Source organism: Flavobacterium sp. W21_SRS_FM6 (assembly GCF_052119645.1).
Lineage (GTDB): Bacteria > Pseudomonadota > Gammaproteobacteria > Enterobacterales > Alteromonadaceae > Paraglaciecola.
The window spans coordinates 160839-186419 of record NZ_JBGQOM010000005.1 but is presented as its reverse complement, the minus strand read 5'-3'; the positions used below and the strand labels follow the sequence as shown (position 1 = coordinate 186419).

The window sequence follows — 25581 nt, the reverse complement described above, 5'->3', positions numbered from 1 at the left end:
AGCGCTCTAATTGCTTTATTTTTAGAGCTGCTAGGTTAAGGGGATAAATAAACCTTTGTTTTTAGATATAAAAACTAATTTTGGGTTTTTAGCTACACTTGATCTAAAGCGATCATTTTGATTCGCCATAAACCGACTAAAAGTGAAGGTCGTGTTGACGTTTTTACGCCTTTAATTTTGCATTTTTAAGGTAATACATAATGACCAGCCCCATCCGTTTTTTTGACAACCTAGCGTATTTGTTTATTCAATGTGACCCTGCTTTTAAAATTAAGCATTGCAACGCTTTTACTCTGCAGGTAGTAGGGCTGAATAAAAACGAATTATTGGGGCAAGCTCTCGTGCAATATTTTCATGTTGATGATCAAGCAAATGTTCAAGCGCTTCTCGATTCTGGTCACGACCTATCTACCTCAAATCAAACCCATCGTTGGCGAAAAGCCGACGGCAGTTTTTTGTGGTGCCAGTGGCAACTGGTACCCGATGAAGATTCAACTGACATCTATTTTATGGGAGAAGATGTTTCTGAACCTAGACGCATAAAACGCGCATTGGAAGCGCTAGAGACCGTAACCGATACCGGTTATTGGGAAATTGATTTAGATACCCATTATTTGTATTGGTCTGACGTGGTGCATCGCGTGCATGAAACCGATCCCAGTAGCTATCGGCCAAAGCTCGAGGATGGCATTAACTATTACCAACCAGACTGCATCCAAACTTTAAAAGACGCCTTACAAAACTTAGAAAAAACCGGCCAACCCTACTCGAAAGATTTAAACTTTATCACCAGCCAGGGCAAACAACTTATTGTTAATGCGACCGGCTTTTCCGAAAAAATGAACGGTCGGGTAGTCAGAAACTATGGAACATTTAAAGATTTAACCAAACAAAAAGAAGACGATATCGCTCGTCAGCGCCTCGAGCAACGGGTTATTTTAGCTCTTAAGGCGGCTAAAATAGGCGTATGGGAGCTAGACCTACTCTCCGACACCCTAATTTGGGATGATCGCTTGTTTGAAATCTACGGTATAAGCCGTAAAAATTTCCGCGGTAAAACGCAAGATTGGATTGATAGTATTCACCCTGAAGATGTGGAGAAAGCACAAGCCGCTTTATCTAAGGCAATAAGCACCCATACTTACTTTGAGCATAAATTTAGAATTGTCACTGAAGCCGGTGAAACTCGTTACATACTGGGTTTAGCGGATTTTATTTACGATGAAAATAACAGTCCCATCAAAGCCACGGGGATCAATATTGATGACACTGACGCTGAAAATACTAAAAACGAGTTAACCTCAACGTATGAAGCGGCTCAAGAAAGTGCGAAATTGGCACAAGTGATGGCTGAAAAAGCCAAAGCTGCCGACAAACAAAAAAGCGTATTTTTAGCCAACATGAGCCATGAAATTCGCACCCCCATTTCAGGAATTTTAGGCCTAGTGACCTTGTTACTTGAAGATACTCGAATTAGCGGATTAGAGCCTCACGAAAAACAGCATTACTTGCGCTTAATTAAGAGCAGTTCAGAGCATTTACTCAGTATCATTTCAGACATTTTAGACTTTTCTAAGATTGAAGCAGACAAAATCATCATCACCCATGATGTTTTTAATTTTAATGATCTTACTGAAAACCTGATCACTGATTTTGCTCGGCGCGCGGCAGAAAAGCAGATCGCCTTTCATTATAAAACCAATGAAGACAAACCCATAAAACTCATTGGTGACCCCCTAAGACTCAAGCAAATATTATATAACTTACTCGGAAATGCCCTGAAATTTACTCAAAAAGGTAGTGTAAATGTTGATGTGCAGTTAAGTACTCATGAAGATGATACCGCCACGCTGGTGTGCACGGTAGTTGATACCGGTATTGGCATTGCTAAAGACCAACAAATTTTGCTGTTTATGCCTTTTTCACAAGTGGATTCAAGTGCCACCAGAAAATCTCAAGGTACCGGTTTAGGTTTGTCTATTAGCCGTAATTTAATCGAATTAATGAATGGCACCATCACAGTAGAGAGTGAACTAGGCAAGGGCTCACGATTTACTTTTTCAGTACCACTGGGTTTGAGCACACCAATTGCACAAACCAGCGATATCGATGAAGAAACTAGTCCTACTGCGACTGAATCAACGTTGTGTGAAAATTGCATAGCCTTAGTGGCCGAAGATAACGAGATAAACCAAGTGGTGATTGAATCTCAACTATCTAAACTAGGAATAAAGAGCGTCATAGCGGGGGATGGCGAACAAGCATTGGAATATTTGGCGCGGCAAGCTGAATTTAATTTTTCATTTATTCTTATGGACTGCCAAATGCCGAAATTAGACGGTTTCGAAGCCACACACATCATTCGACATCATCAGCGTTTTAACAAGGTTAGAAACATTCCTATTATCGCCTTAACGGCCAATGCCATGGTAGGTGATAAAGACAAATGTATAAAAGCGGGCATGGACGACTACTTAACTAAGCCTGTTAATATTGCCATGTTAAGACCCACAATTTTAAAAAACTTAGGAAAAATCAGCCAATAATAAAGCCGTTAGCCGGGTCAATAAATCAAGGTCAACGGCCCTAGTTGTCGCTCAGTTTAGTGGATTAAAAAGGGTAGTCTTGCCACAGTGTCCTTACGGCTTTGTTTGGATCTTTCAGCTCCTTTGATGGCGTATCAAACCTCAATGTTAGACGCTCTGTTTGATTATAACGGCCCCACTGTGGCTGGGACGTTTTGGCAAACAGAAGCCATTGCGTTTGCATAAGCGTACTTAGCGTTTCAGGAGGCTGCTGGCCGACAAAATTAGCCGCCTCTTCGCTGTGTATCGTGCCAAAAGTAAAAGGTACATCAACAAAATGCCCTGCGCCGAGACGGCCATCGTAGGCAGGAGATTGCCAAGAAAAATTGTATTTCCACACTGGGTTGCCCTTGTTTGATAACAGTTCAGCAATGCGTAGCGCTGGCACTCTAAAGGTATAGTCAGACTGAATATCAGCATAAATATCCCCGTGCGAGGCATCATCAGTTTTCTGATACACCTTAGCGGCCTCGTTACCTAGTTGTAAATCCCTCAAAAATAGCGAAACCTGATCTTCCCTAATTCGATCTATTTCACCGCCAGGCACTAGATATAGTCTCGACTCTTGGTCAGTGCTACCAACAATAATGGGCATAGATGGATTGGCGTTATCGGCTAAATTAACCATCGGTGAGTTCAGTATGAGCGCTTTATCAATTACCGGTAAAAATGCAGTACAACCCCACGACAACATGCCCCACTCGCTTCTATCGGTAATGCTATTACCCATGTCAACCACACCTGCCACGAGCGCGTCGAATTTGACGCTAGATAAGCCCTCAATAGTAGCTGGTACCTTGAGTTTACTTGCAAAAACGTGACTGACTCTAGCGGCTTGCGACTGAGTCATCGCTTGCATGGGCGGACTTTGCATAATCGCTTTATGAAATAGGCCATTGGCTTGTTTAGTGCCGAGTAAAATAGCCACACTGCCCGCACCGGCAGATTGACCAAATAAGGTCACATTAGCAGGATCACCGCCATAGTCTTGAATATTGTCTTGTACCCACTGCAAAGCGAGGATTTGATCCAAGATGCCTCGATTGTCTGGTGCCCCTTTAATATGCATAAACCCATCAACACCCACTCGGTAATTAACGGTCACTATCACGACGTTGTGCCGTGCGAAGTGCGAGCCATCATAGGCTTGTTCAGCGGCATCCTCACGAATAAAGGCGCCACCTGGTAGCCATACCATGACAGGTAGCGCTTGTTGGGTATTAATGGCTGATGCAGGTGTCCATATATTGACCGTCAAATCACCGGGGGCACCAACTAGGGTGGTCGTTTTACCTCGGCTCGGTTGTGGAACAGGCTGCGTCATTGTTCTCGCGTCATAACGCTCACTCCATGCTTCAATTGCCTGAGGCGCTTGAAAGCGACGAGCTTCAGTAAAAGGGTTTTTAGCGTAAGGCAGGCCGTAAAATGTCGCAACATTGCCTGCACGTTTGCCTTCTACTTCGCCCAACTGAGTACTAATAACGATGGATTCACTATTGGTCATGGCTGCGCCTGCTATCGCTTGGTTACAAAAAAATAATACAAAACTTAGTGGTGCGCAGCATTTAAATAGCAGGAGTAAACGTCTGGTCATGGTGATGTCCTATTAATGTTGGTTACAACAATCAGCTTCTCGCTCGATTATTGACGGAATTTTTTTTAGGCGGCTTCGCGCTGCTTGCTCGAATCAAAATTGTTTTAACATCGCCTCACGGTAATCATCGGCATTGAGACTAAGGTGGTATTTAGCCGCTAGGTTATCCAGCTCAACTTGGGCAATGGCTAAGTCATCCATGATGATCGTATTGTCGTCCAGTTGCCATAACAAACGGGAGCCAGCATAGCTGTATTGCATCGCGATTAAGGCATCTTTATTACCTGTTTCAGCAGCCACTTTGAGCTTAGAGAGTTTTCTGGTTATTTTGTTCAGTGCTTTTTTAAGCTCCCATACATAAACCACTTCGGTCATAAAATCATGTGATCGGTAGGTATTCAACAGCCAAGCAATGGCGATACTCGAACACAATACGCCGAGTGCGTTCCAATGGAAATGTCTCCCACTTTCATCAGGAAATAGAGCAATAAGGCTTTGTGAAATAACTAAACTGCCGAGTAACAAAGCGGCAATACAACTTACAATAACGATGTTTAAATGGCGACGGTAACGAGATTTATCAATTTTAATAAGCTGCATAATGACCAACAGTAACAGAAACCCAAAAGACGGGGCACGATTGTAACTAAAGCCTTAGTGCTTCTGTAAAATATTTATCACTATGGAAACACAAAAAAGCCAGCAAACTCTTTTTTGATGTTTTTTAAGGTACTTGCTATAGGGCGTATCACCTGTTTTGATTTCGCTAAGCCCTTTGAAATAATTGAGTTTTGTTAACTAAGGAGGGCAAGGTTACATATTTTTACAAACAAGACTCACTAAGGGTTGCCTTTGAACTTAATGAGAATTATTATCAATTACTCTTTGGTCAATAATTTGGAGTTCATGTGAAGCTGTTCGTTGCTTTTAGTATTATCACCACCACATTGATAAGTATCGTTACGCCAGTCCAGGCTGGGGAAGTCAACGTCTACTCTGCCCGTAAAGAAGCATTAATCAAACCCTTATTAGATAAGTTTTCTAATGAAACAGGCGTAAAAGTCAATTTGGTTACTGGCTCAGCGGATGCCTTGATTACACGTATGCAAAATGAGGGGCAATTTAGTCCAGTTGATATCCTCATTACCACTGACGCGGGCCGTTTAGTAAGAGCGAAAAACGCGGGTCTGACTCAGGCAGTTGTGTCTGCTGACATCGATAACATTGTGCCGCAAAATCTGCGTGATACGGACCACCATTGGTTTGGTTTGACCCTTCGTGCCCGCCCTATCATGTATGCACCTGACAAAGCTGATGTCAATGGTTTAAGCAGCATACTCGACTTAGCCAAACCCAAATATAAAGGGCAAGTTTGTATTCGTTCCTCAGGTAATATCTACAACCAATCAATGATTGCAGCGTTGACAATTGAGCTTGGCGAAGAAGCTGTAGAAAAATGGGCCAAAGGACTGGTGGCCAACATGGCAAGATCGCCCAAAGGCGGAGATCGCGATCAAATAAAAGCAGTGGCCGCAGGGCAATGTTCAATCGCAGTGGCTAACACCTATTATCTCGCGGGAATGTTAAGCTCAGACGATGCAAGTGAGCGAGAGCAAGCTAGCAAAGTTAAGGTGTTGTGGACAGATCAAAACAGTTTTGGTACCCACGTGAATATTTCTGGCGCAGCAGTCGCTAAACATGCTCCTAACGCAGAGGCTGCTAAACAACTTTTGGCCTATATGTTATTGCCAAGTAGTCAGCAATGGTATGCCCAAGAAAATCACGAATACCCTGTACATAAAGACGTGCCGTGGAGCGAGTTGATGCAAGGTTTTGGTGAGTTTAAAGCCCAATCTGTGTCACTTGACGCAGTAGGAGAAGGTAATGCTGATGCCTTACGCCTGATGGATCGCGCTGGTTGGAAATAACCGTTGCTTAGAACACTACAAGCATTAACAGGGCGCACAGTATTATTGATATTGTGCGCCTTTTTGTGTAGCCCTCTAGTCATTATTATCGCCAGCCTGTTATGGCCCGATAGCGCCGCGTGGCAGCATTTAATAAACACCGTACTGTCTGATTATGTATTCAATAGTATTGTACTCACCCTCGGCGTAGGTTGTGGCAGTTTACTGCTCGGTACCGCCACGGCGTGGTGCATGACGCAATATGAGTTTAGTTTACGCCAAGTCATGCGCTGGTTATTGCTTTTACCCCTTGCTATTCCCGCCTATATTATCGCGTATACCTATACTGGCATATTGGATGTATCAGGCCCTTTGCAGTCAACGTTAAGAGAGGCTTTTGACTGGCAATTTGGTGATTATTGGTTTCCAGAAATTCGCAGCCTTGGCGGAGCCATCCTGCTCATGTCTTTAGTGCTCTATCCTTATGTGTATATTTTGGCGCGCACTGCCTTTAGTGAACAATCTCCTCGTTTTAAAGAAGTATCTGCCTTGGCAGGACTATCAGCAAGTCAGCACTTTTATCGCATCGTATTACCTCTTGCTCGCCCTGCCCTTTTTACCGGTGTCGCGCTGGCCATGATGGAAACCCTCGCTGACTACGGAACGGTGGCTTATTTTGGTATCAATACGTTTACTACGGGTATTTTTCGTTCGTGGTATGCCATGGGTAATCAATTATTAGCCATTCAATTGGCAGGGATTCTGTGTTTATTTGTATTGGTGGTACTGGTGCTTGAGCAGCATAGCCGCAGGCGTATTAAGTATTATCAAGCATCCACTGTCATTGACAGCCGTCATGATCGGATAAAGCTCAGAGGCGCGCAAAATATCACCGTGAGCCTTATTTGTTTTTTACCGGTGTTGTTTGGTTTTTTTATACCGGTATTGCAATTAGTGGTATGGGCCATGAGCCAGCTCGACACGCTATTGAGTGCTGATTACCTCACTTTAGTCACCTCAACGTTTTCCCTTGGTGTTGGTGTGGCAATACTGGTGGTTTGTATTGCTCTGCTGTTTAGCTATCAGCAGCGCTGGGCCAACAACCGCTTCAGTTATTGGCAAATTCGCCTTCTCAGTTTGGGTTATGCCCTGCCGGGCATGGTGGTCGCGGTTGGTGTATTAGTGGTGTTTGGCTTTGCCGATCGTCAGGTAAATCAACTCAGTCACTTAATTAGCGGTGAATACGTTGGGCTGATATTTTCAGGTAGCTTATTTGCTGTCATGTTCGCTTACTGCGTGCGATTTTTAAGTATTGCTTTACAAAATACTGAAGCAGGTTTTGGCAGAATTACCCCCACAATTGATGATGCCGCTGCGACATTGGGTGCGAGTCGATTAAAGACCTTAGTTACCATCCACTCCCCTCTACTTAGAGCCAGTTTATTAAGTGCTTTATTATTGGTGTTTGTAGATGTACTAAAAGAATTACCCGCCACTCTTATACTGCGTCCCTTTAATTTTAATACCTTGGCGGTGCGCACCTACGAACTGGCGTCAGATGAACGGCTAGTGGATGCGGCTCTGCCTGCCTTAACCATTGTGCTAGTTGGCCTATTGCCTATTTTATGGCTGACAAAAGCACTCGATAACGTAAATAAGGGGTCTTAGTGATATCGCTCAATGATGTTTCTGTTAGTTACACCGCGAATAAGGCAGTGTTAGAACAAGTAAGTTTTTCCCTTGAACAAGGGGAAATTGGCTGTTTACTAGGTCCATCAGGTTGCGGCAAAACCACACTACTTCGAGCCATCGCAGGTTTTCACCAACCCCGTGGTGGAGAAATTATTATTTCCGGCCAATGTGTTGGTTCAGCCAAACACAATACACCGGCTACTGAGCGCCAAATTGGCATGGTGTTTCAAGATTACGCCCTCTTTCCACATATGTCAGTGGCAGACAACATTGGCTTTGGTTTAGCCGCCATGAACAAGCTTGACAAACGTGCGCGTATTAAAGAATGTTTGGCCTTAGTAGAACTCGCAGCCTTTGCCGATAAATTTCCTCACCAACTGTCCGGTGGTCAACAACAACGGGTTGCCTTGGCTAGGGCTATCGCGCCGCAACCGGCCATTATTTTATTAGATGAGCCTTTTTCAAGTCTGGACGTTGAACTAAGAGAACAACTGGCAATGACGGTTAGGCAGCTATTAAAACAGGTGAATATCACCGCCATTGTGGTCACCCATGATCAACAAGAAGCGTTTGCCATGGCCGACAAAATTGCCGTACTTGAAGGCGGTAAACTGCAGCAATGGGGCAGCGCCTATGATTTGTATCATCGACCAGCTACCGCCTTTGTGGCCAAATTTATTGGTGAGAGTGTGTTTTTACCAGCAGCAAAGCGTGATGATGCAAGTTTACATACCGTCATTGGCGATTTCGACGCATCAAAAGCACATTTTTCTGACACTGCTGATCTTAAAAACCAAGAGTATTTTTCATTATTAGTGCGTCCTGATGACATTGAGCACCACGATGCGAGCCCCTTCAAGGCCCGCATTATCAAGCGGGTATTCCGAGGCTCACACATACTCTATACCCTCGAGCTTATCGAGAGTAACACCCATTATCCCCAGCGCTTATTATGTTTAACACCCAGTCACCATGATCATCAGGTGGGCGAAAATTTTGGTATTCGCTTACAGCTAGATCACATGATTGTCTTCCCGTTTACTGATTTGGATCGCTAAGGTTAGAGCCGGAAAAGTCTGGCTGAATTTAGCCAAAAAAATACAATGCCAGGATCAGGATATCGGCGTTGCAGAATCAAATTCTTCAACCTGTGCCATTAGCGACTTAGCCAAGACACGATTAGTCAAAAAAGCCAATAATTCGACCTCTCGTTCGCTGCGCTCCCCATCTATTCCGGTCAGTGTCATTGCCACTTCTAGGGTTTTGTTTGCATTTTGATTTAAGTCGTCACTGAGCTTGCGAATAAAGCCCTGGCAATCATCGTTATCAACCGCTTCACGGGCACGAAATATTGCATCAGTCAGAAACGCCGACTTGGAAATTGTACTTCCCCAATCCAGCTCATCGATGACGTGATCAAGGTAGTCTTGTTCGCTCAAACTGACCTTACCATCCACCTGATAGAGTAAAACGGATAGTTTAATTAATGCCTCATTGAAGCCTTGTTGTTCGGTTAATTGCATGTGTACGCCTTCTCTCATTATTCATTCATCACATTTCAAATCGAATAAAACGTGTATGTGTACAAAAAATAATAGAAATTGGATGAATAGTTTAAAAATCGAGGATAAGACAATTACACAACACGAAGGTTGCATCATATTGTTTAAAAATGCAGGTTTATTGATCCCCCTTTTTGGGCTGCTTATGGTGATGAAATAGCCTACAAAAAACAACCAAGCTGATAACCGTACATCTGGATTAACCCGCCATCTTTTGCCTGCGCCCAATATTCGAAAAAACCAATGAATCAAACAGTTTAAACAGAATTTTTATTATTATTTGCCTCTTTTACACTCCCTTTTAAATATCTGTTTAGCACACGGTTCACCGCCTTGACTGCGGATATTACTGGATGAAAATATTCACAAACAACACTATATATGGCTTGAGTTTAGGCCTATTAACCCTGAGTTCTCTTGGCTTTTCTGGCTTTTATCACGCAAATGTAAGGTTTACCTTTAGCAACCAAACCCGCAACAACCCCAGCGGCGCATGTCATTTTTGTAAACGATGCGAATAACGTAGAAGGCGCCGCAGCTAAAGTCGACCAAATATCTAATGGTCAGCTCACGGCCTTACTTAGCTTAAATAAATTCGATGCCGAAAAAGGCACTGGTTAATCGCTTCAACTGGTCGGCGATACCAAATCGTTACTGGTTGTAGAGAGCAAAGACGACGATGGATTAAGTGCTCCTGAGTTACAAGACTTGGGCGGAAAAATAGCCAGTAGTGTGGCATATACATCAAACGATCTTGCACTGTCGATACAGGTTGATAAGTTAGCGACCGCACTTGATACCCCAGTGCTCACCTAGTCCATGGCTACCATATGCGACATTACCGTTTTGATAAATATAAAAGCAAAAAAGAAGACCGCAGCTCGACGATTGAGCTTATTACCCCGCATGCCACTGCAGCAATTGATCACTATAACAGTGATCTTAAATACCTAGCAGAAGGCGTTCACATGGCCAGAGACTTTGCGACTGAACCCGGAAAAAGCCTATACCCACAAGCTTTTGTCGAGGTTATCAAGCAAAAATTCAACGGCATCGACAATGTGAAAATTCGCGTACTGGATGTAGCTGCCATTCAAAAGCTTAATATGGGCGCGTTAACAGGTGTAAGTAAAGGTTCAATTAATGATCTTCGTTTAATCGTGGTGGAATATTCAGGCGGTAACCGCACCGATGCCCCTATTGCACTGGCTGGCAAAGGCATTACGGTCGATACAGGTGCTATCAGTTTAAAAAACAACAACGGCATGTGGGCCATGAAATCCAACCTTTCAGGGGCTCTGAAAATCCTCAAGTCAGCCTCCGAGCTTGTGTTCAGCTATGCTGAAAGGTGCTCAAACCATCACAAACGGGAGGCTGTTATGTCACTTTACTGCGGCATTGACTTACATTCAAACAATCACGTCGTGGTTGTCATCGATGAAGAGGATAATAAGGTTGTGGATAAGCGTATCGACAACAATTTGAACGCCACACTTGCGCTGCTCGCGCCTTACAAAGAGCAGATAAAAGCGGTGGCAATTGAATCAACATTCAATTGGTATTGGCTGGTTGATGGCTTAATTGAACAGGGCTATCAAGTGAAGTTGGTCAACACAGCAGCAGTTAAACAATACGAAGGATTAAAATACAGTGGTGACCATCAGGACGCCTTTCACCTGGGGCATTTAATGCGCTTAGGGATTTTACCTACAGGTCATATTTACCCTCCTGAATATCGACAAGTGAGAGATTTATTACGTCGTCGTCGGCAATTAGTGAAACATGCTTCCAGCCATGTGATAAGCATTCAAAATCAAATCTGGCGTTCGTTAGGATATCGGGTTAGTTGTGTCGATATCCGTAAAAAAGACTTTAAATTACCTTTCGAGATAGGCAGTTTTTTGTATCATTCAGCCCATAGCAATCTCATGATACTCAAGACCTTAGACAAACAGATTGCCATCATAGAGCAACAAACACTGGAAGCGGTGGAGCTTAAAGATGAATTCAAACTGTTGACTAGCGTAACCGGTATTGGTCCGATTTTGGGTTTAACTATCATGTTAGAAACAGGTGACATCAAGCGATTTGAAGCTGCTGGTAATTACGCCTCTTATTGTCGTTGTGTCAACAGTGTGCGTGAAAGTAACGGCAAGAAGAAAGGGACTGGTAACCGTAAAGCAGGTAATAAATATTTGTCATGGGCCTTCTCAGAAGCAGCTCATTACCTTGTGCGGTTCGATGCCAAAGCCAAACGTTTTTACGAGCGTAAGAAGCAAAAACTCAATGGCATTGTGGCCATTAGGGCTGTGGCTCACAAAATCGCCAGGGCGGTATTTCACATGTTAAAGAACAAACAGGTCTTCGATATCGAACGCGCTTTTAGCTAGTTTCCCGGTGTCATTCAGCCAGTTTGCGGGGTTGGATAACAAACCAGTGTTTCTCTGAATGGAGAGTGATACCGGACTTATTTTGTTCGCCCTCATGTTAAGCCAAGTTGGGTCTGGAAGGCAAAAGCCTAGCCACAACCTCTGTGCGTTTATCGCATTGGATAACATGGGGAACTGACGTTTTTGTGGCGCACAAGGTGCGTGGGAAATTGGCCTTAACAGGCCAAGGACTAGAGCCAGATGGGTGACTGTTGCGGATAAATTATCCAGCAAAACCAATAGAAAAACATATTAGCGAATGAAAACCGGAAAACGCTTCAGAGTGCACAAACATGAATGTTTGCTAAAGAGCGCTCCGGATTGTTTCGCAGTATTGACACCGGCTGACTTATGGGTGACCCCGCAGGTCTAATTAAATCTAATATTTAAGAGGTAACCTAAAGTTTCTCCCAGATAAATGAATATTTATGGAAGTTTATTATTAATAATGTGTTATTTCTGATTACAACACGATATGATTTTATGACTGAAAGCCTATCTATGGAGAGAAGAGCGTGGCACGAAGAATTTTAGCTTTTATAACCTTATCAATGCGAACAACATTTATTTGCTGTGTTTTTGCCGCCATGAGCACCCCTGCAACAGCAGCTGATCGCGATGGAAAATACGCAATCGACGGCGCCGGAAGGGCAAGTTGTGCTGACTTTCTAACTGCACGAAAAGAGAATGGGGACAATTTACGAGTATTCGCTGGCTGGGTTGATGGCTACATTACCGCCTTCAATCATTTCAACAAAGACACCTATGATCTGACGGGCTGGCAAAGCGTTGAATTGTTGTTGGCGAAGCTCGCCAAATATTGCGAAGTATCCCCCAAGCAAGTCTTCAACGTTGCGCTGGTTAGTTTAGCCCAAGTCCTCTATGAGGATAGGCTCTCTAAAGAGAGCCAAGTTGTAAGGCTGCGCGCTGGTAGCCAAGCTATATATTTTTATCAGACATTGCTTCCTCGACTCCACGCTGCATTGGCTGCTGCTGGATTTGACGCTGGATCCGAAACAAATAAATATACCGATGCAATGGCTGACGCTATTCGCAAATATCAGGCCTCGCTATCGATCCCTGTATCTGGGCTGCCCGATCAGCTGACCCTCAATTCGCTTTTCCCATAATACAGACTAAAGGTTTAGCATCCAACCAAATGTCAGTTCGCTCACCGCCGGCTTAAACCGGCACAAAGCTTATAAACACAGTTATAATACCCTACAGGGTTATCATTATTACTTGTTTAAATTCTGAATGGTCTCGGGGCAGCATGTAAAGGCTAAGACATCGTCCGTATTTAGATTAATTAAACCGCCATATTATTATCTATCATCGTCGTTAAGAAAGATGTGTATTATATTGCTTTGTAAAGACGCCACATTCTTCTTATCTGATATTAATAAGACATATTATACTTTTTGATGTATTCATTTTGACTGGTAATCATTAAAGAGTTTAGGCGGCTGTCAATGTTTTCAATGATGCGCCCAATGCTTGATATCTGATGCAAGATCAAATTGTTAAGTCATAACAATATCCAGTTTCTATTTAACCAATTTCATAAACTTTATAAATTGAACAAAAAAATTAAGTCAAAATTTATGAGACCACCTGTCAATATTTCTTACACAAATCAGTAGTGACTAAAGTTAAGCCTCTGAATTTACTATTAAACTTTGAGTGGCGCAAAAATTGCTTGTTTCAATTGGTTCAACAAAAGCTATGTTAATCATAAACAACTATTGGAAGGTAACTATGAAAAGGTTTCTATTTTGTGTTTGGGCGACTGCCCTATTATTCTTGGGGGTTGCCCCTGCGTCTGCGACCATTTTAACCAGTGGAACAGGCGATGGTACGCTCGAAGTAGGTGTCGATGGGTATGGCTCTTTTGGTTCTTCCATCAGTGGCATCGATACATCTGATGCGTTCTACGACCCTGTTGGCATCGATGAGTCGGCCGGTACAACTTATGAAAGTGCGATTGCTGTCGGTTTTGGCGGTGACAGGACATACCTCACCACTGGCTCTATTGCCGGCCCGGACAATATTGGGACTAATCTGGTAATTGGAACGACAACCAGTTCTAGCATGCAATCGACCTTTATGGTCAATGCACTTCAATTTGAACTCAATCAGTCGGTCTCGCTGTCGCAAGATTCCAGCGGAGTTGCGCTTGGAACAATCCTCAATCAGGTTTATACCATCACGAATACAGCAGCCGAACAAATTAGTTTCGATGTGGTCAGGTATTTGGATGGCGATCTGGATTTCGATGGAACTATTCAAGATGGCGGTGGACGGATAGTTCAAAGTGGTAATGAAATTTTATTTGAAACGGACGGCGTTGGTTCGGGTAGTGCAACATCACAAAATTTTGTCGGTATTACTGGTATCGGCGGCATAACGCCTGAAACAAATCGATTTGAGATTTCTTCGTACTCTGGACTTCGAGGAATTATTGCTCAAGGTGAAGCACTTGATGACCAAATTGACGGTGATACGAATGGCGATGGGTTCATCGATAGCGCTTACGATGTCACTCTTGCCCTTCGCAATGTATTCAACCTTGCCCCAAATGAGGTCGTAACCTACACCACTCAAACTTTATTTGGTAATGCAACGCCGCCAGCACCGGGTTCAATAGAAGCTCTGCCGCTACTGCCGGGTTCAACCGATCCAGAAACCGGCGCTTTTAACTTCGATTTACCAGCCGCTGACATTACCGTAGGCGAAACAATATTTTTCGATCCGATTATTTCGACCGGTTATACATACACGGTTACCGGAGCTGAATTCGACAGTGTGACCGCGCCGACTTTCGCTGCTGTGGCTGACGCAGACGGTTATAGGCTTTTGTTCTCTTCTGGTGGTACTGACTATGATTATGCATTGGCTTCTGGAGAGATGTTTAATTTCGGTGATAATGGCTTTTTTGGACTTACATCGTTTTCGTTAACAGGAATTGATCCAAATCTGGCGTTGGATCCGAATGATATAAACGCGTTCGTAACTGGTATTGCGTTTGAGAATATTACAGCTTCGACCGTCGGAATGTCGCAAACTCCGATAACATTTGATACCGATATCAACGCTGTACCGGCACCTGCAACTTTATCCCTGTTGCTTTTAGGTCTAGTTTTGATTGTGAAAAGGCGTCTATTAGTCTGATAAAGCTCGAGCTTGAAATAAATAATATCGCAAGAATGCATTTCTTTATCCAATCAAATTTGATTGGATAAAGAACCTAATGACAAAAATCATAATCTCTAAAATCACTGATTTATATACCAATAATAACTAAATCTATCTGTATCAGACCATTAATGAATGTCATGTTTGTCAGTTTCTCTGTCATAAGCGTAACGAAGGTAAGGGCCCTGTTTTCGCTCCTACACGACTGCCAGGTTTAATTCGTTCGGTTGAGTTAGAACTAATTCACCTAATTCTGTTAACACCAAGCGACTTTGTCGTATCTTAATTACCAAGCGATTCTGTCGTAATCGCTAATTATCATTAGAAATCGACGGTTATCATTAAGTGTGTTTTGGTTGTGCATTTGTAAAACGCTAAGGATGATTGTGTGAAAGTCCAAAGGTCAATTAACCATTGCTGTCAGTATGAAAGTGGCCGAGCTTAAAATTACGATAGTCAATGCCGCTAAGCTATTCACTTAATCTACACGTACTGTTGAACGTTATTTGCAGCGTTACCGAAGCCAAAGGCTACAGTGTATTGGTCACGGTAATTCAGGTAACGAGCCAGTTAATCAAACTCATGAAAGGTTTAATCATCAAGTTCAGTCGTTGAAAAGTACGCCGTATTAAAAAGCTTGTATGTCGAGCGAGGTACAACCTTTGATGACCCGAAACGTTGTGACTTCTCGCAATTGTAAAAGGCCTGTGATGAGTGGGTATTGAGATTATCTTAGCCAACTCTCCTCAGGGCAAAGGCTGAATGGAACGCGCCTTCGATACCTTTCAAACCGGCCTTGCACCTGAACTGAGACTCAACAATATCAACGACATAGCAAGTGCCAAGGCCTATCTACCGCACGGGTTTATTCGACAATTCTGGCAGTCTCACATTCAGGTGATATCAAAACATCAAGTAACGGAGTTACGTCAATGGCAACACACAGCATCCTTAATGACATCTGTGTGAATAAAGACCACCGAAAAATACGTAATGACCACACTTTAGCTACGGTAATAAGTTTTACTTGATTGAATCACCGCTGAAACACTCAATCGCCAAGCAAAATTTTGAGAGAAGAAAACCCCGTAAAAAAGCTTCACTGCTCACTCTCTTGCCGCGAACTCAGTGTTTCAGGAGTTAACGAGCCAAGTAATCTTGCTATAGAAGACTTAGCCATCCAAAAGAAATTGGAGGTACTGGCCTTGGTTGAAAATCGGGGCAACGCATCTGAAGCATGGCGTTTAAGTGGTGACTCGCTTGATACATTTACCGCCATTTAAAACTCGTCAAGCCAGTTGGTGCAGAAGCCTTGAAACGGCAAGCAAGGCCTGAGTTAAAACACAAAAATTGTATCGATACCAGCATTAAAAATACGGTAGTGAATTGCATACTCGCCAATCCCCTCCTCGGTCCACAAACAGTGGCTAACAAAATGAACGCTAAGGATGAGCTGAATATTAGTCCCAATTTAGTACGCAACATATGGCTTAGCCAGAAGATGAACAGCACTGCCCTGCTGATTACAAGGTCAACAACAAAAGACAACAGCACGTGATCGTGTTGTTTTATACCAATCCGCATTAAGTTTTTCCCACTTCGAGCCAATCTCGAGAACACAGTTTTGTCACGCGCTTTACGTCGCTAACAAAATCATTCCAAGCAATAGTGCAGGCATCCACAATGTCCTCATAGCCGCTGAAACAACGATTAGCTAAATGGTGCTGGCGAAGCCAACTCCATACTTGTTCGATTGGGTTTAGTTCAGGTGAATACGGCGGTAATTTGATGATATTGACATTTTTAAGCCCCTCGACCAATGAAGCTTGATGCCATCCAGCCCCATCCATGATCACTACCGCATGTCTACCGGCTTCTGTATTCGCTGAGATTTGTTCGAGGTGGCGTGTCATTATGCCCTTATCAACATAAGGGGCTATCAATGCCTCTGTTTCCACTGTGGCTGGGCACACTGCACCAAACAAGTATGCATAATCAAATTGCTGTTGCTTAACGGCTCTAGGTCGACGACCTTTCATTGACCACAGACGTGTGGTGGTATTTTGCTGGCCTATTCTCGCTTCATCCTGAAACCAAAAATCGACCTTATCTAGCGCAATATGTCCGGGGATCAACTTGATCGCTTCAATCTGAAGTTTTTTTAAAGTCTTCTTGCGCTTCTTCAGATTGCTGTGGATGTTTTGAGCGACTTGTCGTCCAAGTGATGTTTAATGATTTGAGTAATTTATAAATCGAGTTTTGATGATAGTTAATCGAAAACACTTGCTGAATGTAGGTTTGTAGCATTTCACCGTTTAGACGTCCACCACTTGCAGACTGACTCTGTTTCTCGATGTAATCGAGCAGCTCGTCTTTTTGCTGCGAAGACAATAGAGAGGGTCTTCCCGGTGGTTTTTTACTTTCAAGGGCGCTAACCCCACCTTTCAAGTAGTTGGCAACCCACTCATTAACCATCCTTCGGCTAACGTTCAACGTTCTGGCGACCTCAGCTTTATTTTTACCCGCCTTAAAATGCGATACAGCCAATAAACGCATGCGCATTCGATGATCTTTAACCTTGTTAGAAAGTGCTTTTAATTGCTGTTCAGTATGATGATTCAAAGGGATTATAACGTGATTATATGATAGATATATTAGATCACACATTTAGACGGATTGGTATTAGTATTGACATGTGAAATTTCACATATATTATATTTCACATGTATTTTTTGAAGCTAGTGAAATATGAGTCCACTACAATTTTTCAAATGTATGTCTGATGACACCAGATTAAAATCTGTTCTGATTATCAATCAACTCGAAGAAGCTTGCGTGTGTGACCTGATGGCTGCGCTTGAACTTGACCAGCCGAAAGTATCCCGCCATTTAGCTGAGCTACGTAAATGCAATATTTTGCAGGACGAGCGTCGCGGAAAATGGGTGTATTACCAGCTTCACAAGCAGCTACCTGATTGGGCTAAAGAGGTTATCAGCCACACGGCTGACAATAACAATGACTATTTCTCCGAGGCTTTATTAAAACTGAGCACATCCAAACAACACGTTTTATCCTGCTAATGACTAGGAACATACATGAAAATTCTTTATATCTGCACCCATAACCGTTGTAGAAGCATTTTATCGGAAGCCATAACAAACCATGTTGCTGGCGATCGTATTATTGCAAAAAGTGCCGGAAGTCAGCCTTCGGGTGAGGTTCATCCACTTTCTATCCATTATCTGAAAGAGGCCAAGATTTCTGTTGACGGCCTGCAAAGTCAGTCATGGGATGAGTTTGAGGATTTCAAACCTGACGTGGTTGTGACTGTTTGTGACTCTGCTGCCGGAGAAGCCTGTCCTATATGGTTTGGTAATTCTGTCAAGGTCCATTGGGGGCTGGCCGACCCGTCTAAAATCGAAGGGACTGAAGAAGAAAAAGCGCAAGGCTTCCGAGCGTGTATAGCCGAAATTACTGAACGGATTAACAAGTTAGTTCGAATTGCTGAGAAAAATCTTGCTCCAGCCGAATATAAAACCGAATTAGCTAAATTAGGAGCACAGTAGGTAATGAGCCAGGTCATCACCTTACCGAATATCGATGAAACGCAGTTTGATATTCCAACGTTTGATAAGTGCCAGAGCACACCAAGTGACCACGCACCGCGTATTCTATTGCTTTACGGCTCTTTGCGTAAACGCTCATTCAGTCGCTTAGTGATTGAAGAGTGTGCCCGACTGCTTACGCGAATGGGCGCAGAAGTAAAAATATTTAATCCCGAAGGACTGCCACAAAATGACACAGAAGATGAAAATCACCCCAAGGTGAAAGAACTCAGAGAACTTATGATGTGGTCAGAGGGGCAAGTGTGGTGTTCACCTGAGCGTCATGGCTCAATGACCAGTATTTTTAAAAGTCAGATTGACTGGGTGCCTCTGAGTATAGGTTCCGTGCGTCCCACGCAAGGGAAAACACTCGCTGTAATGCAGGTATGTGGCGGTTCACAGTCGTTTAATGTGGTTAATCAGTTACGTGTTCTTGGTCGTTGGATGCGTATGGTTACTATCCCAAATCAGTCCAGCGTAGCGAAAGCGTTTCTTGAGTTTGACGAAAACGACAAGATGAAGCCCTCCTCCTATTACAATCGCATTGTTGATGTAATGGAAGAGCTGATGAAGTTCACATTATTGCTCAGACACAATAAAGACTATTTCGTAGACAGATATTCTGAGCGTGTTGAATCGGCTGAGCAGTTAAGCCAGCGCGTGAATCAGCGTTCAATTTAAGGAGGATGTATGGGTACATTTGAACGCTATTTATCGGTATGGGTGGGTATTGCTATTGTGGTCGGTATCTTTCTTGGCAGTGTTGCGCCAGATGTGTTTGCTGTGATAGCCAGTATTGAATACGCGCATGTTAATTTAGTCATGGCGGTGCTTATCTGGTTAATGATTTACCCTATGATGGTACAGATCGATTTTTCGTCGCTAAAAGATGTGGGTAAGAAACCCAAAGGCCTTGCCCTTACTCTGGTAATTAATTGGTTAATTAAGCCATTCACAATGGCGTTTCTGGGCTGGTTGTTCTTTAAAGGTGTGTTTGCCGACTGGGTTGATCCACAAACGGCAACTGAATACATCGCAGGCATGATATTACTCGGCGTTGCGCCTTGTACTGCTATGGTGTTTGTCTGGAGTCAGCTCACTAAAGGGGATGCAAACTACACACTGGTGCAGGTATCTATCAACGACATTATCATGATCTTCGCCTTTGCGCCGATTACCGGAATGTTATTGGGTGTAACTGATATTACCGTGCCGTGGGATACCTTATTCCTGTCAGTGGTATTGTATGTGCTTATTCCCCTCGTTGCGGGTGTATTAACCCGTAAAAAACTGGATAAAGCAGATGATCATTCAGGGCTAAATCAGTTTGTAGCAACGATGAAGCCTTGGTCAATCATCGGCTTACTGGCAACCGTGGTTTTACTGTTTGGCTTTCAGTCAGAGACGATATTGGCGAAACCACAGGCGATTGTGCTAATTGCCATTCCACTGTTGATTCAAACCTATGGAATCTTTGCCATCGCTTATTTCATGGCAAAGCAGATGAAGTTGCCACACAACATTGCAGCACCTGCCTGCATGATTGGCACCTCTAATTTTTTTGAGCTGGCCGTTGCCGTGGCGATTTCATTATTTGGTCTGCATTCGGGCGCTGCACTGGCAACTGTTGTGGGTGTGTTGGTGGAAGTTCCCGTTATGCTGTCCCTGGTATGGTTTGCCAACCGCACGCGTCATTGGTTCGTTGAGTAAAGATGTTCAAAGTGTTCACCCAATCGTCTGCTCTTCGAAAAGTGGTAAGCTGTGCAGACTTAGCGACACTGTTCTGGCTTGATTCGATAAGTGGCCTTCTGGTCCTTACTTTCGGAAAGATGAAGAGCCAATTTTAGACGAAAAAGGCCGCTGGACAACTACAGTGAATGAGGCCTGACTTATCAACGATGCCTCTTAAAATGAACAAGACTTGCCCAAAAGCGTGAAATACTGCTCGTGTGATTACCTCAAAATCGCTTGGTACTTTTACCGTAAGGTTTCCTTGGTAATCACACTAATTCACCTCATGCTGTTCACCTAATTCCTCTGAGGTGCTGTCTTTGTTGCTTGCTCTGCGCTCTTTTCAATCTTGGATAATGCTAGCGTTGTCATTATTTTGTGTTTTTTAACCAACTTTCTACCAATATCTGAGGTGGAATAGAGCCTGCGTGTACTACTTTATTGTCTATTACAACCGCAGGGGTGCGCATCACCCCAAATTGCAAAATAATCTCTGGGCGGGTTTCTTTGACAACCTTTACCACTATGCTGTTTTGCTTAGCAATAGCTTGAATAAGCGCTGCGGTTTTAGTGCATTTGCTGCAACCACTTCCTAACACCATCATTTCTTTCATTGTTTTATCCCCGCAAATGTCTTAGCTAATTGCATTCAAAACCCAGCCTATTAGGGTAAACGAGGCCAGTAAGAGCGTAAAAATGATGGCCAGCAAACGCCAGGTCATCACTTGTTTAAGTAAAATAAACTCTGGAAAGCTCGCGGCCACTGTGCTCATACAAAACGCAAGCGTTGTACCAAGGGGTAAGCCTTTATTAATGAGCGTTTCCATTATCGGAATGACTCCCGTAGCATTGGAATACAAAGGAATACCAAGCAGTACTGCTAAAGGTACTGACCACCATTGCCCATCGCCAAGTGTTGACTCTACCCAAGCCACGGGTACAAACCCGTGCAGTCCTGCGCCTATGCCCACGCCAACAAATATCCACACCCAAACACGGCGTACAATATCTAACAATTCTTGTTTGGCAAAATCATGGCGCTGCCGAAAAGTAAGGGTTGCAGTACAACGTTTATCAATACGGGTAACGGGGTTTGCCGAGTGATAGGCCTTGAGCGCAAACGGCTGTAACATTTTTTCAGCATGGATCAAATCAAGCAATATGCCGCCCACTATACCGACGGCCATGCCTACTAGAATATAAATAAGGGTAAGTTTCCAGCCCACTAAACTCAGCAGCAACAATACTGCCACTTCATTAATAAGTGGCGAGCTTAGCAAAAACGCCATGGTGATCCCCACAGGAATACCTGCCGAGGTAAAGCCCAGAAAAACCGGAATACTCGAACACGAGCAAAACGGTGTGATCGCCCCAAAAATAGCGCCAAAAAAATAGCCTACAAATCGATTTTTGCTTGCCAAATAGTCTCGCACTTTTTCAATATTTAAGGATGCACGAACCAGGGCGATTAAATAAATCATTACCACTAATAGAAAAAATATCTTGCTGGTATCTTCGATAAAAAAGTGCAGCGCATCACTTAATTTATCATTTGCGCTTAAGCCCAGCAGCGTATAGGTAAACCAATCAGCTAACTCAGTAAAAATAGACAGCATATTGGTTTCTCATTTGGGATTATGATTTCACCTAGGCTCTTGCAATCATTTAGGTGTTAGTAAAATTGACTGTTGTGTACTTTTCCAACATTAGGCATTTTTATCTGATTTTTTAGGCATAAATACCATGAACTTAGCCAATGGACGTTTAAATACCAGTAAATAGCACACATGCAACCCGACAAAAAACACCAGTAAATTTGCAAAAAACTCATGACTGTCTTTTAGTCCTTCTTCATTTTTTTGTTGGTGTTTGTTTGCCTTTTGACTGTCATCGGCGTAGGCCACTGAAACAACAGACACCTGAGTCAAACCTATCGCCTTGCCCTTGTCCATGGCAATACCTGTCGCAGTAGTGGCCAATAAGCTCACGGCGATCCCTAACATGAATACCTTAGTAATAGCTGGATGAGTAAAGGCATTCGCTAATTTTAAGCCTTCAAAAGACGGATAAAACCGCATTAAGCCAACATTTGGATTACCACTGAGCACCCACATCAAGCGCAGTATTATGACTAAAGCAACACTATAACCGAGCCATACATGCACTATGCCCAGCTCAGCGCTTAAATAGGCTAAGATAGCCAGGACTGCGAGGGCAGCGTGATAAATTCGGACAAATTGGATAGTGTTCATTTTGATACTCTAATGAATAAGCACAAAGCGGCATTGATTTGAATCAATCAATGCCGCTGTAGTGTTAAAACGATGGAGAAAAGCGGTCTAGGTTCATGACTTTTACCCAAGCCAGCACAAAATCATCACGGAACTTTTTCTGCCCATCATCTGCTGCGTACACTTCGGCTACAGCGCGCAATTCAGAATTCGAGCCAAAGATCAGATCAACCGGGGTAGCGGTCCATTTCAACTTATTACTTTGACGGTCTCGCCCTTCGTACACCCCCTCTTCTTTTGCAGATTTAGACCAGATAGTTGACATATCCAATAAATTAACAAAATAGTCATTGGTTAAGACACCTGGCTTATCAGTAAATACCCCATGTTGGGCCTTACCGGTATGCACATTTAAGGCGCGCATTCCCCCTACTAATACCGTCATTTCAGGCACCGTTAGGCCCAATAAGGTCGCGCGTTCAATCAAGGACTCAGCCGGAGACTGGAGATTGTCGGCACTAAAGTAATTGCGAAAGCCATCAGCATTAAGCTTAAGCTGAGCAAACGACTCCATATCGGTTTGTGTTTGATTGGCATCCATACGACCAGGAGTAAAGGCTACGGTGATATCTTGTCCGGCTTTTTCTGCCGCTTGTTCAATAGCAGCTGCCCCGCCTAACACGATTAAATCTGCTAAGGAAACCTGTTTATCACCAGATTGGGCTTTATTAAAGTTTTGCTGAATGCCGGTTAAAACGCCCATTACCTTAGCCAGTTCGAGGGGCTGATTGACCTCCCAGTTTTTTTGCGGCTCTAGTCGTAAACGCGCACCATTGGCACCTCCACGCATGTCAGTGCCCCGAAATGAAGCCGCCGACGCCCATGCAGTACCCACCAATTGAGAAAGAGTTAAACCTGATGTGAGGATCTCGGCTTTCAACTTAGTGATATCCTGTTGACTGATTAATCCATGATGACGAACTGGAATGGGATCTTGCCACAACAAGTCATCTTTGGGGATGTCAGCTCCAACATACCGGGCTTTCGGGCCCATATCCCGATGCGTTAACTTAAACCATGCTTTTGCAAATGCCAGCTCAAACTCTTGTGGATGGTCTTTAAAACGTTGCGCAATAGGCCGGTAAATGGGATCTTCTTTAAGGGCGATGTCAGTCGTAAACATGATCGGCGCATGGCTTACGTCCACAAGATGGGCATCGCGCACCTGGTTTGCTGCTTGATTATCAACAGGTATCCATTGAATAGCCCCAGCAGGACTTTTGGTTTTTTCCCAGTCAAAGGTAAACAGATTAATTAAATAGAGTTGTGTCCAAGCCGTTGGGCTACCAGACCATGCCCCTTCTAAACCACTTGTAATAGTGTCTTCGGCGTTGCCTTTGCCGCAGGTGTTTTTCCAACCTAAACCCTGTTCTTCGACGCCAGCAGCGGCAGGCTCTGGGCCTAAACAGTTAGCGGGGTCGTGGGCGCCGTGAGATTTACCAAAGGTATGGCCACCAGCAATCAGTGCTACGGTTTCTTCATCGTTCATTGCCATTCGGGCAAAGGTTTCTCGAATATCGATGGCCGCCGCCAATGGATCAGGATTACCATTAGGCCCTTCGGGATTGACATAAATTAAACCCATTTGCACCGCGGCTAATGGATTTTCTAGTTTTCTATCGCCGGTATAGCGCGCATCGCCTAAAAATTTTGACTCTGGCCCCCAATATACATAGTCAGGCTCCCAATCATCTTTACGCCCGCCGGCAAAACCGATAGTTGTAAAGCCCATCGATTCAAGCGAGACATTGCCTGTCAATACAATCAAATCTGCCCATGAAAGCTTACTGCCATATTTCTTTTTAATGGGCCACAACAATCGGCGTGCTTTATCTAAACTGACATTATCAGGCCAGCTATTTAGAGGTTCGAATCGCTGCTGTCCGCCTCCGGCTCCGCCCCTGCCGTCAGCCACACGATAAGTTCCTGCGCTGTGCCAAGCCATTCGAATAAAAAATGGACCATAGTGACCATAATCTGCAGGCCACCATGCTTGCGATTGAGTCAATAGCGTTTCTATGTCTTTTTTAACCGCTTTCAGATCGAGTGAGGCAAACTGGGCAGCATAATCGTAATCGCGCCCCATCGGATTAGACTCAGCAGCATTTTGACGAAGCGCTTGTAGATTCAGTTTATCCGGCCACCAATCACGATTGGTCATTGGTGCAGCATGGGCTGGCACAGCCACAGCGAAGGGCAACATAGCAACAAGGGCAGCGCTAAGGATAGAACGAGGTATTGTTAACATTAGTATCAACTCAGTAAAGTAATAGGTACCCTCAGCGTGTCGCTAATCCTGGTACCCATGGGCACTGCATACAAAGCTAAATCCTGCAGCATCAAAAAAGAGGGTTGGGTGTATGTAGTTGAGCAGCATCACAAAACGAGTCAGCAATCGCTCAAGAGTGGTCTTGTAACTTGTGATGTTACGCTCAAATCAATCCACGACTCTGTGTGCCTGCTTAGGTCGTAATTCCCGCTGTGCACTGTGTTCCATCATTTGATTCATCAAATCGCGCATCATGTTCATGCGGCCCTCCATCAGTTCCATGCGCTGGCCCATCGGCACCATTTGCTCATTTTTTATCTTGTCGGGCATGCTTCCTTGCTGCTCAGAGGTATTCATCATGTTTATGTGTTCCTGCATTTTTTGCATATGCTCAGCCATTAACACCTCACGTTTTTCTTGGCTGTCTTCATGCACAATTTGCTGCATCAGCGCAGACATCTCTTGCATTTTAGTTTGCATGGCCATGTGACCTTGCGGGTGCATCATCGCTTGATGATCCATCATTTGTGCGGTATTGCTGTGGGTGGTAGTGGTAACATTTTTTGCAGTGTTGGCTGATACAGGTAGTGAGATACACACCGCAAAAATGGCTAAATTCAGATATTTTTTCATCGTTATAACGCTCTGTATGACGATAGCTCGTCGGCTAACTCAGCAGTTATAAGCGGTGTGCACGCAATAGTCGGTGCGCTATCGCAC

22 protein-coding genes are annotated in these 25581 nt (G+C 43.8%); 13 read left to right on the top strand and 9 right to left on the bottom strand.

Annotated elements, in window-relative coordinates:
• The first annotated feature begins 200 nt into the window (after positions 1–200).
• Positions 201–2546 (top strand): PAS domain-containing protein, encoded by a 2346-nt coding sequence (locus ACEN2L_RS10495; protein WP_441743564.1) that lies wholly within the window; start codon positions 201–203, stop codon positions 2544–2546.
• Positions 2547–2610: 64 nt separating this feature from the next.
• On the opposite strand, the gene ACEN2L_RS10490 is transcribed toward ACEN2L_RS10495, so the two are convergent.
• Both ACEN2L_RS10490 and ACEN2L_RS10485 read right to left on the bottom strand, forming a co-directional pair.
• Positions 2611–4179: a carboxylesterase/lipase family protein gene (locus tag ACEN2L_RS10490; protein WP_441743563.1), complete on the bottom strand. Its 1569-nt coding sequence runs from the start codon at positions 4177–4179 to the stop codon at positions 2611–2613.
• 93 nt (positions 4180–4272) lie between these two features.
• On the bottom strand, positions 4273–4779 hold the full coding sequence (locus ACEN2L_RS10485) for a DUF3087 domain-containing protein (RefSeq protein WP_441743562.1): 507 nt from the start codon (positions 4777–4779) through the stop codon (positions 4273–4275).
• 308 nt (positions 4780–5087) lie between these two features.
• Between ACEN2L_RS10485 and ACEN2L_RS10480 the strand changes: the two genes are divergently transcribed.
• The 3 genes from ACEN2L_RS10480 to ACEN2L_RS10470 are packed head-to-tail and all read left to right on the top strand — an operon-like array spanning position 5088 to position 8836.
• A complete protein-coding gene (locus tag ACEN2L_RS10480) occupies positions 5088–6107 on the top strand; it encodes an extracellular solute-binding protein (protein ID WP_441743561.1) in 1020 nt (339 codons plus the stop codon).
• 3 nt (positions 6108–6110) lie between these two features.
• Positions 6111–7754, top strand: coding sequence for an ABC transporter permease (locus ACEN2L_RS10475; RefSeq protein ID WP_441743560.1), 1644 nt, complete (start codon positions 6111–6113; stop codon positions 7752–7754).
• Complete coding sequence (locus ACEN2L_RS10470; RefSeq protein ID WP_441743559.1) at positions 7754–8836, top strand: ABC transporter ATP-binding protein; 1083 nt, start codon at positions 7754–7756, stop codon at positions 8834–8836. Before ACEN2L_RS10475 ends, ACEN2L_RS10470 begins: the two co-directional genes overlap by 1 nt.
• Before the next feature lie 54 nt (positions 8837–8890).
• On the opposite strand, the gene ACEN2L_RS10465 is transcribed toward ACEN2L_RS10470, so the two are convergent.
• Complete coding sequence (locus ACEN2L_RS10465; RefSeq protein WP_306023271.1) at positions 8891–9301, bottom strand: TerB family tellurite resistance protein; 411 nt, start codon at positions 9299–9301, stop codon at positions 8891–8893.
• A gap of 869 nt (positions 9302–10170) precedes the next feature.
• Here ACEN2L_RS10465 and ACEN2L_RS10460 point away from each other — a divergent pair.
• The 5 genes from ACEN2L_RS10460 (at position 10171) to ACEN2L_RS10440 (ending at position 16247) form a co-directional block, all read left to right on the top strand.
• Positions 10171–11730 carry an IS110 family transposase gene (locus ACEN2L_RS10460; RefSeq protein ID WP_441743558.1) on the top strand — a complete coding sequence of 520 codons (1560 nt, stop codon included), beginning with the start codon at positions 10171–10173 and terminating at the stop codon, positions 11728–11730.
• Positions 11731–12284: 554 nt separating this feature from the next.
• Complete coding sequence (locus ACEN2L_RS10455; RefSeq protein WP_441743557.1) at positions 12285–12899, top strand: peptidoglycan-binding domain-containing protein; 615 nt, start codon at positions 12285–12287, stop codon at positions 12897–12899.
• A gap of 628 nt (positions 12900–13527) precedes the next feature.
• Positions 13528–14940 (top strand): hypothetical protein, encoded by a 1413-nt coding sequence (locus ACEN2L_RS10450; RefSeq protein WP_441743556.1) that lies wholly within the window; start codon positions 13528–13530, stop codon positions 14938–14940.
• A 786-nt stretch (positions 14941–15726) separates the two neighbouring features.
• Positions 15727–15933, top strand: coding sequence for a hypothetical protein (locus tag ACEN2L_RS10445; RefSeq protein WP_441743555.1), 207 nt, complete (start codon positions 15727–15729; stop codon positions 15931–15933).
• A 101-nt stretch (positions 15934–16034) separates the two neighbouring features.
• Positions 16035–16247, top strand: a complete 213-nt coding sequence (locus ACEN2L_RS10440) for a hypothetical protein (RefSeq protein WP_441743554.1) — start codon at positions 16035–16037, stop codon at positions 16245–16247.
• Positions 16248–16547: 300 nt separating this feature from the next.
• Here the strand turns inward: ACEN2L_RS10440 and ACEN2L_RS10435 are convergent.
• A protein-coding gene (locus ACEN2L_RS10435) for an IS630 family transposase (RefSeq protein ID WP_441743768.1) occupies positions 16548–17526 on the bottom strand; the annotation gives its coding sequence in 2 pieces (ribosomal slippage) (positions 16548–17126 and positions 17128–17526; 978 coding nt in all).
• Positions 17527–17712: 186 nt separating this feature from the next.
• Here ACEN2L_RS10435 and ACEN2L_RS10430 point away from each other — a divergent pair.
• The 4 genes from ACEN2L_RS10430 to arsB are packed head-to-tail and all read left to right on the top strand — an operon-like array spanning position 17713 to position 20280.
• Positions 17713–18045, top strand: coding sequence for a metalloregulator ArsR/SmtB family transcription factor (locus ACEN2L_RS10430; RefSeq protein ID WP_306022808.1), 333 nt, complete (start codon positions 17713–17715; stop codon positions 18043–18045).
• 15 nt (positions 18046–18060) lie between these two features.
• Positions 18061–18531 (top strand): arsenate reductase ArsC, encoded by a 471-nt coding sequence (locus tag ACEN2L_RS10425; protein ID WP_441743553.1) that lies wholly within the window; start codon positions 18061–18063, stop codon positions 18529–18531.
• A 3-nt stretch (positions 18532–18534) separates the two neighbouring features.
• Complete coding sequence (gene arsH, locus ACEN2L_RS10420; RefSeq protein ID WP_441743552.1) at positions 18535–19251, top strand: arsenical resistance protein ArsH; 717 nt, start codon at positions 18535–18537, stop codon at positions 19249–19251.
• A 9-nt stretch (positions 19252–19260) separates the two neighbouring features.
• Positions 19261–20280 (top strand): ACR3 family arsenite efflux transporter, encoded by a 1020-nt coding sequence (gene arsB / locus ACEN2L_RS10415; RefSeq protein WP_441743551.1) that lies wholly within the window; start codon positions 19261–19263, stop codon positions 20278–20280.
• Positions 20281–20672: 392 nt separating this feature from the next.
• Here the strand turns inward: arsB and ACEN2L_RS10410 are convergent, their stop codons facing one another.
• The 5 genes from ACEN2L_RS10410 to ACEN2L_RS10390 form a co-directional block, all read right to left on the bottom strand.
• Positions 20673–20915 carry a thioredoxin family protein gene (locus ACEN2L_RS10410; RefSeq protein ID WP_306023809.1) on the bottom strand — a complete coding sequence of 81 codons (243 nt, stop codon included), beginning with the start codon at positions 20913–20915 and terminating at the stop codon, positions 20673–20675.
• 21 nt (positions 20916–20936) lie between these two features.
• Positions 20937–21917 (bottom strand): permease, encoded by a 981-nt coding sequence (locus ACEN2L_RS10405; RefSeq protein ID WP_306023808.1) that lies wholly within the window; start codon positions 21915–21917, stop codon positions 20937–20939.
• Positions 21918–22007: 90 nt separating this feature from the next.
• On the bottom strand, positions 22008–22553 hold the full coding sequence (locus ACEN2L_RS10400) for a cytochrome b/b6 domain-containing protein (protein ID WP_441743550.1): 546 nt from the start codon (positions 22551–22553) through the stop codon (positions 22008–22010).
• A gap of 64 nt (positions 22554–22617) precedes the next feature.
• Complete coding sequence (gene katG, locus ACEN2L_RS10395) at positions 22618–24795, bottom strand: catalase/peroxidase HPI (protein ID WP_441743767.1); 2178 nt, start codon at positions 24793–24795, stop codon at positions 22618–22620.
• A 234-nt stretch (positions 24796–25029) separates the two neighbouring features.
• Positions 25030–25494, bottom strand: coding sequence for a hypothetical protein (locus ACEN2L_RS10390; protein ID WP_441743549.1), 465 nt, complete (start codon positions 25492–25494; stop codon positions 25030–25032).
• Positions 25495–25581: the final 87 nt, after the last annotated feature.